Source organism: Arthrobacter sp. B1I2 (assembly GCF_030816485.1).
GTDB lineage: Bacteria > Actinomycetota > Actinomycetes > Actinomycetales > Micrococcaceae > Arthrobacter.
Genome location: NZ_JAUSYC010000001.1, coordinates 1,820,820 through 1,833,502 on the forward strand (window position 1 = coordinate 1,820,820; position 12,683 = coordinate 1,833,502).

12 protein-coding genes are annotated in these 12,683 nt (G+C 67.2%); 8 read left to right on the plus strand and 4 right to left on the minus strand.

The annotated features are described in order from the left end of the window. Positions 1 to 14 precede the first annotated feature (14 nt). The 3 genes from QFZ57_RS08470 to QFZ57_RS08480 are packed head-to-tail and all read left to right on the plus strand — an operon-like array spanning position 15 to position 1,341. Positions 15 to 386, plus strand: a complete 372-nt coding sequence (locus QFZ57_RS08470; RefSeq protein ID WP_306899473.1) for a DUF4244 domain-containing protein — start codon at positions 15 to 17, stop codon at positions 384 to 386. Then, positions 383 to 886 carry a TadE family type IV pilus minor pilin gene (locus QFZ57_RS08475; RefSeq protein ID WP_306899475.1) on the plus strand — a complete coding sequence of 168 codons (504 nt, stop codon included), beginning with the start codon at positions 383 to 385 and terminating at the stop codon, positions 884 to 886. The genes QFZ57_RS08470 and QFZ57_RS08475 overlap by 4 nt, the downstream gene beginning before the upstream one ends. Further along, positions 883 to 1,341, plus strand: a complete 459-nt coding sequence (locus QFZ57_RS08480; protein ID WP_306899478.1) for an Rv3654c family TadE-like protein — start codon at positions 883 to 885, stop codon at positions 1,339 to 1,341. Before QFZ57_RS08475 ends, QFZ57_RS08480 begins: the two co-directional genes overlap by 4 nt. A gap of 21 nt (positions 1,342 to 1,362) precedes the next feature. Here the strand turns inward: QFZ57_RS08480 and QFZ57_RS08485 are convergent, their stop codons facing one another. Together QFZ57_RS08485 and QFZ57_RS08490 are read right to left on the minus strand one after the other, a co-directional pair. Then, positions 1,363 to 3,738 (minus strand): DEAD/DEAH box helicase, encoded by a 2,376-nt coding sequence (locus tag QFZ57_RS08485; protein WP_306899480.1) that lies wholly within the window; start codon positions 3,736 to 3,738, stop codon positions 1,363 to 1,365. Positions 3,739 to 3,822: 84 nt separating this feature from the next. Further along, a complete protein-coding gene (locus QFZ57_RS08490) occupies positions 3,823 to 4,515 on the minus strand; it encodes a GNAT family N-acetyltransferase (protein WP_306899483.1) in 693 nt (230 codons plus the stop codon). A gap of 132 nt (positions 4,516 to 4,647) precedes the next feature. Between QFZ57_RS08490 and trhO the strand changes: the two genes are divergently transcribed. Next, positions 4,648 to 5,544 (plus strand): oxygen-dependent tRNA uridine(34) hydroxylase TrhO, encoded by an 897-nt coding sequence (trhO, locus tag QFZ57_RS08495; protein ID WP_306899485.1) that lies wholly within the window; start codon positions 4,648 to 4,650, stop codon positions 5,542 to 5,544. Between the two features lie 32 nt (positions 5,545 to 5,576). Here the strand turns inward: trhO and QFZ57_RS08500 are convergent, their stop codons facing one another. Then, positions 5,577 to 6,140, minus strand: coding sequence for a hypothetical protein (locus tag QFZ57_RS08500; protein WP_306899487.1), 564 nt, complete (start codon positions 6,138 to 6,140; stop codon positions 5,577 to 5,579). Between the two features lie 51 nt (positions 6,141 to 6,191). Beyond that, on the minus strand, positions 6,192 to 6,635 hold the full coding sequence (locus tag QFZ57_RS08505; protein ID WP_306629998.1) for a hypothetical protein: 444 nt from the start codon (positions 6,633 to 6,635) through the stop codon (positions 6,192 to 6,194). A gap of 43 nt (positions 6,636 to 6,678) precedes the next feature. On the opposite strand from QFZ57_RS08505, the gene QFZ57_RS08510 reads away from it, so the two are divergent. The 4 genes from QFZ57_RS08510 to QFZ57_RS08525 all read left to right on the plus strand — a co-directional run bounded on the left by QFZ57_RS08510 (position 6,679) and on the right by QFZ57_RS08525 (position 12,636). Beyond that, entirely contained in the window at positions 6,679 to 8,310 is a 1,632-nt protein-coding gene (locus QFZ57_RS08510) for a DUF7059 domain-containing protein (protein ID WP_306899489.1), read from the plus strand. A gap of 129 nt (positions 8,311 to 8,439) precedes the next feature. Beyond that, positions 8,440 to 11,166, plus strand: coding sequence for a type I DNA topoisomerase (topA, locus tag QFZ57_RS08515; protein ID WP_306899491.1), 2,727 nt, complete (start codon positions 8,440 to 8,442; stop codon positions 11,164 to 11,166). 53 nt (positions 11,167 to 11,219) lie between these two features. Next, complete coding sequence (locus QFZ57_RS08520) at positions 11,220 to 11,639, plus strand: SseB family protein (protein ID WP_306899494.1); 420 nt, start codon at positions 11,220 to 11,222, stop codon at positions 11,637 to 11,639. A gap of 7 nt (positions 11,640 to 11,646) precedes the next feature. Beyond that, the gene (locus tag QFZ57_RS08525) at positions 11,647 to 12,636 is read left to right on the plus strand and encodes a Ppx/GppA phosphatase family protein (RefSeq protein WP_306899496.1); all 990 of its coding nucleotides are present in this window, start codon (positions 11,647 to 11,649) and stop codon (positions 12,634 to 12,636) included. Positions 12,637 to 12,683: the final 47 nt, after the last annotated feature.

Here is a 12,683-nt window from a genome sequence, read left to right on the forward strand (position 1 = left end):
CCGAAAGGAATCCAATGTCCATCCACCACCGCCGTAACTACTCCGCCGGAGCGTCCGCGCTCGCCGCTTACGGGCGGAAGCCCGCTGACCGGGTCGGCAGCCCGCGCAGCACGCCCTACGCCTCCGCCGCTCCTTTTATCCCGAATGCATCTGTCGCACAGCCCGGCAACGTCGTGGAGCTTTATCCCGCTGCGGGTGGGGCCCGGCGCAAGGCCCGGCGCAGCGGAAGGCTGCTGGGCTCGGAAGCCGGCATGGCAACGGCGGAATACGCGATCGCTACCCTGGCCGCAGTCGGATTCGCCGGGCTGCTCGTGTTCATCCTTCGCAGCGATGAAGTGCGCGGCTTCCTGCTCAACCTGATCCGCACCGCGCTGGCGCTGCCGTGACGCGTTCGCCGGTTGGGCTGCCGTCCCGGCGACCGCATGACGCCGTAACCGGCAGCATGGTCTGCAGCAGAGGGGAGAAGGGAAGCCTGGGTGGAGCTGCGAACACCCGGGGCGCGGTAACGGCCGAGTTTGCCGTGGCACTGCCTGCCGTCCTGGCGTTGCTCGCCATGCTGCTGGCGGGAGCCGCGGCCGGCATGACGCAACTGCGCATCGAAGAGGGAGCCCGGGCCGGTGCCAGGGCGCTGGCCCGGGGCGATGACCCGGCGGCGGTGGAACGCACGGTCAGGACGCTTGCCGGCAGCTCGGCGGCTGCCTCGATTACTGCCGACGGCGAGTGGGTCACCATCACAGTCACAGACCGGGTGCCCGGACCATTGGGATCCTCCATCCCCTGGACCTTAACGGCGCGTGCTTCAACGCGCAGCGAAACAGCGGGCACCGGAACCGCCGTGGGAGCTGGTGCCGCCAGGGGCTTGACGGAAGGCGAGGTCTCCAGATGACGGGGCAGGCCGGACTGCGCCACTCCACCCAGCGACGCTACCCTCTCACCCAGCGACGCCAGCCTGTCGGCCGGCGCCGCCTTGTCGCCGGGAGGTGCCGGCCGGGAACAACTGATGGCCGCGAACGGGGTTCGGGGACGGTCCTGGCCGCAGGGCTGGCGCTTGTGGTGATGACGGCCATGGCCGTCATGCTGCTGCTGGCCCAGTCAGCGGTGCTGGCCAGCAGGGCGGCAGCAGCCGCGGACCTCGCGGCCCTTGCCGCTGCCGACGCTCTCCGCGGCATCACCACGGGCGAGCCCTGTACGGTGGCCGCCGAGGTGGCAGCCCGCCACGCAGCCACAGTCCTCAGCTGCTCCCAGGGCACGGGACAGACGGTTGAGGTGCGGACCGAACTCGGCGAACGCTCGCTGCTGGGCGCCGCAACCGGACATGCCCGGGCAGGACCTCCACCGTAGAGGCGGCGGTATCAGCGGCAGTCAGCTCCTGGCCTCCACATCCAAGCGGATGGGCTCGGAGGCGTCCTTAAGCAGGACGTCCAGCAGGGTCACCGCGGCGGCCTTGTCCAGCGGGTTGTTCTTGTTTCCGCACTTGGGGGACTGCACGCAGGACGGGCAGCCGGAGTCGCACTCGCAGGCCTTGATGGCGTCCCGTGTAGCTGCCAGCCAAACCATGGCCTTGTCGAAACCCCGTTCGGCAAACCCGGCCCCGCCGGGGTGCCCGTCATACACGAAGATGGTGGGCAGCCCGGTGTCCGCGTGCAGTGCCGTGGAGACCCCGCCGATGTCCCAGCGGTCGCTGGAGGCAACCAGCGGCAGGAGCCCGATCGCGGCGTGCTCCGCGGCGTGCAGTGCACCCGGGAACTGCGCTTCGATGAGTCCCGCCCCCGTCAAGGAGCGGTTGTCCACCACGAACCACACTGCCTTGGTGAAGAGCTCGCGCGCGCCCAGTTCAAGCGGCTCCTCGCCCAAAACCTCATTGGAAATCAAGGCCTTGCGCTGGAAGGAGACAACCTGCGTGGTGACCTTCACATCGCCGAAGTGGACGGTCACATCGCCCCACTGCATGGTCCGTGCCGTGTCCAGGACCTCGATCTGCGTCACGTCCCGTGCTGTCGTGTAGTAGTCGGGGTTTGCGCGCCGCACCATGACGCAGTGGTCGTCTTCGTTCAGGTCCTCCACCACGTAGGTGTCGCCCTGGTGGACGTACACCGCTCCCGTGTGTGCCTGGTAGTGGGTCTGGGGCGAGTCCATGGTTCCCAACAGGGAGCCGGTCTCGGCGTCGACAATGCTGACGGGACCTCCGCCGTCGGCCCGCAGGTTGACCATGCCCGCGGCGCTCTGCGAATGGGTCCAGAACCAGCCCGCGGGCCGCCGCCGCAGGTAGCCCTGCGTCACCAGGCGTTCCAGGAGCATTTCGGCGGTCCCGCCAAAGAGGTCCAGCTCGGCGGGCCCAAGCGGAAGTTCCGCTGCCGCCGCGCAGAGGTGCGGTCCGAGCACGTAGGGGTTGGACGGGTCAAAAACTGTGGCCTCCACCGAGATGTCGAAAATTGCCTCGGGGTGGTTCACGAGGTAGGTGTCCAGCGGATCATCACTGGCCACAAAAGCGGCGATGGCATCCTGGCCGGCCCGGCCGGCCCGGCCGATCTGCTGGAACAGGGAGGCCCGCGTTCCGGGCCAGCCGGCCACCAGGACCGCGTCGAGGCCGGAGATGTCGATCCCGAGCTCCAGGGCGGATGTGCTGGAAACGCCCAGCAGCTGGCCGGAACGCAGGGATTTCTCCACCGCCCGGCGTTCCTCCGGCAGGTACCCGGAGCGGTACGCGGCCACCCGCTGCGGGAGGCTGGGATCCACCTCGTCAAGGAGCCGCTTGGTGATGGCGGAGATGGTCTCGGCGCCGCGGCGGGACTTAATGAAGGCAATAGTGCGGATCCTGGCGGACACGAGGTTGGCCAGCAGGTCCGAGGTCTCCGCCACGGCCGTCCGACGTTGTTTGGCCCCGTTCTCGCCCCGGACGTCGGTCAGTGCCGGTTCCCACAGGGCTACGGTCGTGGCCCCGTGGGGCGAACAGTCGTGGGACACCGCCTTCACTGGGGCACCGATAAGGCGTGAGAAGGAGGCATCAGGCTCGGAGGCGGTGGCGGAAGCCGCAATGAAGACCGGTTCCGGGAACGAGGTTCCCGCGCCGTAGTACGCGCAGATCCGGCGCAGCCGCCGCATCAGGTTGGCCACATGCGAGCCGAACACGCCACGGTAGCTGTGCGCCTCGTCCACGATCACGTAGCGCAGCCGGCGGAAGAACCCGGCCCACCAGGCGTGGTTGGGAAGGATGCCGAAGTGCAGCATGTCCGGGTTGGCCAGGATGAAGTTGGCGTGGTCCCGGATCCACCGGCGGGCGGCGGGATCGGTATCGCCGTCGTAGGTTTCCGCCCGGACCGTGGGCAGTTTCAGGGCACGGATGGCGTTCAGCTGGTCGGCGGCCAGTGCTTTGGTGGGGGAGAGGTACAGGGTGACGGCGCCGTCGTCGTGGATCTTTCCCGGGTCCGCGAGCACGCGCAGCTCGGAGCGGTGGATCGCGTCCAGCGCCGGCAGCTGGTAGGCCAGCGACTTTCCGGAGGCGGTTCCGGTGGCCACCACAACATGCCCGCCGGAGTGTGCTGCGCTGGCCGCGTCCACCTGGTGCCGGTATGGCTCACGGATCCCCAGCGATGCGTAGGCCTCGGCGATGTCCGGATGCACCCATTCCGGCCAGGGTGCATGGATTGCTTCCCGCGCCGGTATGGTGCGGACATGACGGAGCTGTTCCGGTTCCGGGCCGCGGCCCAGCAAAGGGATCAGGGAGTCATGGGGGTTCACCCCACCATTCTTTCATCCGGTGCCACGTCCCGGGCCCGCGGTTCGCCAATGGGATAACCGTGAAGCACGTACTTCCCCGGCGGCTCAGCTCAGCGAAAGATCCGATCCGTCATGCGAGGCAGAGAGCATCAGGACCCGGGCGACGACGGACCAGCCGAGATGCGAATACAGCTTCTGCCCGTCCACGGACGCCAGCAGGAGGCCGGTCCGGATGCCACGGCCGGAAGCCTGGGCCGCCAGTGCGCGCATGATCAGGCTCCCCAGGCCCCTGCGCTGGAATGCCGGCTGGGTGATGATCTTGTCGAAGACGGCTGTATCGCCCACCACGAAGGCCCGGCCGCTGGCCGCAACAGCGTCCCCCGACCGAACTTCCGCGTAATACACGCCGTCCTGCTCGAAGGTGGAAAGGCTCATATCGTCGTCCGAAAGCCAGGGGTCCTCCGCGTCCTGGGTTTCCATGTCGACGATCATCATCGCCTGCGAATCAGAGGTGACATTCAGGCCTTGCCGCCCTGCCATAGCCGCATACCGGTAGGGGTCGTTGGTGAGGATGGTCAGGACCCGGGCAGGGGCCTCCGCTGTCCTGCCCGCCAGGGCCGCGAATTCGTCATCAGTGGGTTCGGAGGCAAAGACTTCCCACTCCCCGCTGGTGTCAGCCCGGAGCGCAGACGGAAAGCGGCCTTCGGTGGAGGTCCGGTAGCCGCGGCATCCCGCCCAGCCCGCAACCCACACTTCAAGCAGGCCAGTGATGTCTTCAACCAGGGTTTCCGGACTCATGGCAAGAGATTATTCCAGCCGGATCGCCAGCAACAGGGGGTGGCGAAGTGCTTATGCAATTGTGATCAGTACCAAGCGCCGGCAAAGCAGGGGCGGAAGCCGTCCGGTACCCCAGCCGGTACCCTTAAATGCGTGGCTTTGAACAAGATTGTGCTCTTTTACGGCTTTACCCCCATCGCTGATCCGGATGCCGTCCGGCTCTGGCAGCGCGCCCTCTGCGAGAAGCTGGGCCTCACCGGCCGCATCATCATCTCCGCGGACGGAATCAACGCCACAGTGGGCGGGGAAATCGGCGCCGTTAAGCAGTATGTGAAGACCACCCGCGAGTACCCCGGGTTCCGCGGGATCGACGTCAAATGGTCCGACGGCGGTGCCGCGGACTTCCCCCGGCTCAGCGTAAAGGTCCGGGACGAAATCGTCTCCTTCGGCGCACCCGGAGAACTTAAGGTTGACGCCAACGGCGTGGTGGGCGGCGGAAAGCACCTCAAACCAGAGGAACTCCACGAGCTCGTGGACGCCAGGAAGCGGGACGGCGAGGATGTGGTCTTCTTCGACGGCCGCAATGCGTTCGAAGCGCAGATCGGCCGGTTCAAGGACGCGGTGGTCCCGGATGTCGCCACCACCCACGATTTCATCAAGGAACTGGACTCCGGCAAGTACGACTCCCTGAAAGACAAGCCCGTGGTCACGTACTGCACCGGAGGCATCCGCTGTGAGGTGCTTTCCAGCCTGATGGTGAACCGCGGCTTTAAAGAGGTGTACCAGCTGGACGGCGGCATCGTCCGGTATGGCGAAACCTTCAAGGACCAGGGGCTTTGGGAAGGCTCGCTCTACGTCTTCGACAAGCGTATGCACCTGGAGTTCAGCGAGGACGCCAAGACCATCGGCGAGTGCGCCCGCTGCTCCGCGCCTAGCAGCAAATTCGAGAACTGCTCCAATCCCAGCTGCCGTACATTAACGCTGTACTGCAGCGGGTGCGCCGCGAGCCCGGAGACGCTGCGCTGCCCCGAAGGCTGCGCGGCGGCCTGAGTACGGGCCGCCGTAACGAGTCCCGGCGGCCATCAGAGCCGCTGCACGCGGAACGCATAGTTGGCAGGGGTCCTGGCCTCCACCCTTACTGTCAGTACGCTGTCCGTGGACAGGTAGATGACGTTCTCACGGTTGATTCCGCAGCGCAGGCCCAGGTCCACCAGGGTGAGGGTTTCGCTGCGCACCGTGAAGGTCACCCGGCGCTGGCTCCTGCAGGCGATGGCCAGAACATAGGTTCCGGTCGGCAGGACCGGTGAGGAGACGGTCCGCACCTCCGCGGACGCCAGGAGCCCGGCATCGGCCTGGACCACCGGCCCGGTGTTGTCCGGGAGCGCACGCGACACCCAGTCAGGGAGTTCCGCGTCGCTGACCGGATCCTGCTGCAAAGGGTCGCGGGTGAAGGCCGGCGCCGGAACAACGGTTGCTGTGACCTGCCCGCTGCCGGCCCGGACGTCGTCGTACGTGTATTCACAGCCGGCCAGTGCACCTGCCGCAAGCACAAGTCCAAGGGCGACGGCGGCCGCCGGCTTGGGTGCCAGCGGCGCCCGTGCTGTCCCTTGGAGATGGGGCGCGGAGATTCTCCACACGCTGGGCATAGTCCGACTTTATGCCTGCAGCGGGTGGCGGGCCAGAGCCGGAACGGGGCGTTATTGGGCCGGCACCAGCTGGTAGGCGTAGAGCAGCGGAGCGTCCACGCTGGAGCTGCTGATTTCGACGCGTCCGGCGGCGGGCAGGCTGATTTTGGTGGTCTCCTGCCGGCCGTTGCAGGCTGCCCCGGCTTCCGCCACGGCCTTGCCGTCCAGCGTCACCGCGAAGAAGGCCTTCCCCGTCCCGTCACATACCGCCGTCAGCGTGTAGCTGCCGGCCGGCACCCTCGCGGCCTCCTGCACAATACGGTTCCGGTTCAGGATCTTGCCGGAGTCCTGGAGCACAACACCCGCCGGTGAAGAGGGCAAAGCGGTGGCCCGCCACTTCGGCACATCCGCGTTCTCCACGGAGGTCACGGGCGAACAGCCCGCTACGGCAAGGCCGAGTGCCGCGGCAACCATTGCCGTGCGGGCGCACGGAAGGACGGAAAGGCGGGAAGGCATGGCACCACCGTACCCCGCACGCACGCCGGACTAAACTTGACCGGTGCCTAGATCCCCTTACGAGTTCACCGCCGGCAACACCCCAGACGCGCCCCGCAGCGACCTTCCCGCGCTGCTGGCCGCGCTCGCCACGGACCTGCGCCGCCTGGGCTTCACGCTCGACGGCGTCGCCCAACTGCTGGGCCCCACGGCCTCCGCGGCGCTGAACCGGGACCAGATCATCCCCGCGCTGCTCGCCGCCGACCGGGCAGTGCAGGAGGACGACAGTGTGGCGCCGCTTGCCGCCGTCGTCCGCCTGTGGCTCCTCGCCGAGCCGCAGCAGCGGGAGACGCTCGACGCCGCACTGCCGGGCACCGGCGCGGAGGGCCTCCTGGAACTTGGGCTGGTGCAGCCCGTTCCCGGCTCGGGCCTGCTCACAGCCAGGGCGGACCTGCGGCCGTACGGCTGGGACAAAAATGAGGACGGCAGCGGCGGCGCCGAGCTCTGGGTGGCCAGTGACCTGGCGGCCCACCAGCAAGCGGGGGTGCTGCGGCACGACCACGTCCTGGGCATCGGGCAGGCATCCACCACCTTGGTGCAGACCACCATTCGCCGCCACACCGAGCGTGCCCTGGACCTGGGCACCGGCTGCGGCATCCAGGCCTTCCACCTGCTGCACCACTGCCAGCACGTGACCGCCACCGACATCTCCGCGCGCGCCCTGGCCTACGCCCGGTTCAACATCCTGCTCAATGCAGAGGCGCTCTCAGTTGACCCGGACCGCCTCGAAGACAGGGTGAGCCTGCGCCTGGGTTCCCTGCTGGAGCCCGTGGCCGGTGAGGAATTCGGGCTGGTGGTGTCCAACCCGCCGTTCGTCATCACCCCGCGCAGTGCCGGTGAGGATGCGGCGGACCAGTTCACCTACCGCGACGGCGGCCTGCCGGGCGACGGGATCGTCGCCGCCCTGGTGGCGGAACTGCCCGGCATCCTGGCACCCGGCGGGTCGGCCCAGATGCTCGGGAACTGGGAGGTTCCTGCCGGTACCGGCTGGGACGAACGGCCAAAGTCATGGGTGCGCCCGGGCACTGACGCCTGGTTCATCCAGCGCGAGCAGGTCAGCCCGGAACAATATGCTGAAACCTGGCTGCAGGACGCCTCGGAATCCCGGGACCGGCAGCACTACCGGGACGCCTACGCCGCCTACCTTGCGGACTTTGCGTCCCGCGACGTGGAAGGTATCGGTTTCGGTATGGTGTGGCTGCGGCGCCCTGCTGCCGGCGGGCAGGCCGCCATCAGCCGCTTCGAGGAAATCACCTACCCCATCGAGCAGCCCATCGGGCCCCACCTGGGTGCCGCCGTCGAACGCAGCGACTGGCTGGCCGCGCACGATCTTGCCGGCACACACCTGCTTGTGGCCGACGACGTCGCAGAGGAGCGCCACCAGCGCCCCGGCGCTGAACACCCCGGCGTCATCCTGCTCCGGCAGGGTGCCGGGCTGCGCCGCACCAGCCTGATGAGCACCGAGCTGGCCGGCTTCGTGTCCGCGTGCGACGGCGACCTTACCGCCGGGCAGATCGCCGGCGCTTTGGAGGCCCTCCTGGGTGGCGACGCCGGGTCCTTCCAGGGCGCGCTGCTCGCCGACGTAGCCAACCTGGTCCGCGACGGCTTCCTCATTCCGGCAGCGGTTCCGGCCTGACGGCAAGCCCCCTCAAGCCCTCAACGGAACCCCGTCTTTTCCACATGAATGCGCACGATTCCCCAAAATATGGTGAACTAGGCGAACATGGGCTCATCTGCCCCAGCAACCTTTTTCTGTAGGAGCACCGTGCCAAGCAAGGCCAAAACCGGCAAGAAACTCGTGATTGTGGAGTCTCCGGCCAAGAGCAAGACCATCGCCAAGTACCTCGGCGAGGGCTTCATCGTTGAGGCCTCCATTGGTCACATCCGCGACCTGCCGCAGCCGTCCGAACTCCCCGCGGAGCTGAAGAAGACCTCGGTGGGCAAGTTCGCCGTCGACATTGAGCACGACTTCAAGCCGTACTACGTCGTGTCCCCCGACAAGAAGAAAAAGGTGACCGAGCTCAAGGCCGCGCTCAAGGACGCCGACGAACTCTATCTCGCAACCGATGGGGACCGCGAGGGCGAAGCCATCGCGTGGCACCTGCTGGAAGTGCTCAAGCCCAAGGTCCCGGTGTACCGGATGACATTCGGCGAAATCACCAAGGAAGCCATCCAGCGCGCCATGGGCAACCTGCGCGACGTGGACCAGGACCTCGTGGACGCCCAGGAAACCCGCCGCGTCCTGGACCGCCTCTACGGCTACGAAATTTCCCCGGTGCTGTGGCGCAAGGTGGCACGGGGCCTGTCCGCCGGGCGCGTGCAGTCCGTGGTCACCCGCATGGTGGTGGACCGCGAACGCGAACGCATGGCCTTCAGGGCGGCCTCGTACTGGGACCTGACCGGCCAGTTCGGCGCCGAATCGGGCTCGTTCAAGGCCAAGCTCGCCGCCGTTGACGGCGCCAAGGTGGCCACCGGCCGTGACTTCAACGACAACGGCCAGCTCACCTCGAAAAACGTCGCCCACCTCAATGAGGAGCTGGCTACGTCCCTGGCGGCCGGGCTGCAGGATGCGGACTTCCGCGTCCGCTCGGTGGATACCAAGCCGTACACCCGCCGCCCGGCGGCGCCCTTCACCACCTCCACGCTGCAGCAGGAGGCGGGCCGCAAGCTGCGTTTCTCCTCCAAGAGCACTATGCAAGTGGCCCAGCGGCTGTATGAAAACGGCTACATCACCTATATGCGTACGGATTCCTCCGCTCTGAGCGACGAGGCCGTCACCGCCGCCCGCCGGCAGGCCTCGGAACTGTACGGCCCGGAATACATTCCGCAGACCCCGCGCGTGTACTCGAACAAGGCCGCCAACGCCCAGGAAGCGCACGAGGCCATCCGCCCCGCCGGTGACTCCTTCCGGACGCCGGCGCAGGTCGCCAAGCAGCTTTCCGGGGACGAGTTCCGCCTCTACGAACTCATCTGGAAGCGCACCGTGGCTTCCCAGATGGGCGACGCCAAGGGTTCGACGGCGACCATCCGCCTGGGTGCCATCGCTGCGGACGGGCGGGACGCTGAGTTCTCGGCATCCGGCACCGTGATCACGTTCCCCGGGTTCCTCGCCGCCTATGAGGAAGGCAAGGACGAGACCCGCGGCGATGACGACTCCGACGAAGCGCGCCGCCTGCCCAACGTGGCCAAAGACGATTCCCTCACCGCTGCGGACATCCAGGCCGTGGGCCACGAGACCTCGCCGCCGCCGCGCTACACGGAAGCGTCCCTGACCGCGGAACTGGAGAAGAAGGGCATCGGCCGCCCATCCACCTACGCCTCCACCATTTCCACCATCCAGGACCGCGGCTACGTCCGGAAGCAGGGCTCCGCGCTGGTGCCCAGCTGGATCGCCTTTTCGGTCATCCGGCTCCTGGAGCAGCACTTCTCCGACTACGTGGATTACGAGTTCACCGCCGACATGGAAGGCGACCTGGACAAGATCGCCAACGGCCAGGAAGCCGGCGCCTCCTGGCTGCGGCACTTCTACTTCGGCCAGGACTCCGACCCCGGCCTGCTGAGCATCGTCAACAACCTGGGCGAGATCGATGCCCGGGAGATCAACTCAATCCCCATCACAGACGACATCACCCTCCGGGTAGGCAAGTTCGGCCCGTACCTGGAAAGCTCAGCCGCAGTGGTGGACCCGAAGACCGGCGAGATCGTGGAATCTGCGCGCGCCAATGTGCCCGAGGACCTGGCACCGGACGAGCTGACTGCCGCCAAGGCCATCGAACTGATGGAGACGGCGGCCCCCGAGGAACGCGTGCTGGGCACCGATCCCCATACGGGGCACACCGTCGTGGCCAAGAACGGCCGCTACGGCGCCTACGTCACCGAGATCATCCCCGAGATGACCGAGGAACAGATTGCGGCCCAGCCGGTGGAGTACTACAAGAACGGCAAGCCCAAACCGCCGAAGAAGCCGGTCAAGGCCAAGCCGCGAACGGGTTCGCTCTTCAAGTCCATGACGGTCGAGTCCGTGACCCTGGACGAGGCACTGCAGCTCATGAGCCTGCCCCGCGCTCTGGGCGAGGACGCCGAGGGCAACCTCATCACGGTCCAGAACGGCCGGTTCGGCCCCTACCTCAAGAAGGGGACCGACTCCCGCTCCATCGGCTCCGAAGAGGAAATCTTCACCATCACCCTGGAGCAGGCCCTGGAGATCTACTCCCAGCCGAAGCAGCGCGGCGCCCGTGCCGCGGTGCCGCCGCTGGCCGAGTTCGGCCCGGACCCGGTATCCGAGAAGAACATCGTGGTGAAGGAAGGCCGGTTCGGGCCCTACATCACCGACGGCATCACCAACATCACGGTTCCCCGCGCCACCTCCCTGGAGGAGCTCACGCGTGAGCAGGCCGTGGAGCTGCTGGCCGAAAAACGCGCCAAGGGCCCGGTCAAGCGGACCGCCACCCGCAAGCCGCCGGCCAAGAAGAAGGCAACGGCCCGGAAATAGGGTCCTGGCCGGCGCGTTTGCGCCGGCCACCGGATCGTGATCGGGTAGTCAGTATGACTGAACAGCCTGCGCACACGGATCTCCAGCCGCTCAACGACCTTGAGGAGAAGCTCGCCACCGGCGGACAGCCTGACGCAAACCCCGTGGACGTCATCCTGTCGTTCCTGAACAGCGAGGTCTACATCATCAGCTCGGACACGGTGGAGGGCGTGGACTCCCAGGTGGAACCACTGGTTCTTGCCAACGCCGACGGCGACCCCGTCCTCGCCGTTTTCTCGCACCCGAGCAGGGTGGACCAGCAGTACCTGGAAGCTGCCCCCAACGTGCTGGGCACCCAGGGCGCTGCCATTATCGCCAACCTTGGCGATGAACTTGGCATGGTGATCAACCCCGGAGCCGCCTACGGTTTCGAGATCAACCCCGAAGGCGTGGCCAACATCAGGCGCGACTTCAAGCGCGCTGACGAGCAATAATGTCCCCATGCGTCTAGGCGTCCTCGATATCGGTTCCAATACTGTCCATCTGCTCCTGGTAGATGCCCATCCCGGTGCGCAGCCGGTCCCGTTCGCTTCCCACAAGCGGCCCGTGTCCCTGGTCCAGTACCTTGAGCCGGACGGCAGCATCAGCGACGAGGGCCAGCATGAGCTGACCGAGTTCGTGCTGGAAGCATGGGAATTCGCTGCCCGGCACAAGGCCGAGGACCTGCTGGCCTTCTGTACGTCCGCCATCCGCGAGGCCACCAACGGCCCCGCAGTGCTGGCCCGGGTCAAGCACGAAACCACGGTGACCCTCCAGGAACTGACCGGCAGTGAAGAAGCGTCCATGACGTTCTTCGCGGTGCGGCGCTGGCATGGCTGGGGTGCCGGTCCCATCCTGAACCTGGACATCGGCGGCGGCTCCTTCGAAATGGCGTTTGGCCAGGACGAGCTGCCCGAAGTGGCCACCTCAGTGCCCCTTGGCGCGAGCCGCCTCACCAGGGACTGGCTCGCCGAGGATCCGCCGTCAGCCAGGAGCGTCAAGGAACTCCGCCGGTACATCAGGGCCACGCTTAAGCCTGCCGTCCGCGAATTCGACGGTCTGGGCCGGGCGAACGTGGTGGCCGGGACCTCGAAGACGTTCCGTTCGCTGGCCCGGATCGCCGGTGCTGCCCCGAGCGCCGAGGGCCCCTACGTGAAACGTGAACTGCATGCCTCGGACCTGGGCATCTGGACCCAGCGGATCTCGGCCATGAGCTCAGAGGACCGGCTGCATCTTCCCGGCGTATCCGAGGCACGGGCCCATCAGCTCCTTGCAGGCGCTCTGGTGGCCGAAGCCGCCCTGGAGATGTTCAAGTTCAAGAAGCTCCGCATCTGCCCGTGGGCCCTGCGGGAAGGCCTCATCCTCCGGCGCCTGGACCAGCTGGTGTTTGCGGGCCCGCTGGAGCCCGCGCCCCACGTGGCCGCGCCCCAATCGGTGGAAGCACCGGTCTAGCCGCCCCACCGGTCGGGCTGTTGAAAGCTGGGCTGCCAAGGTCGGAA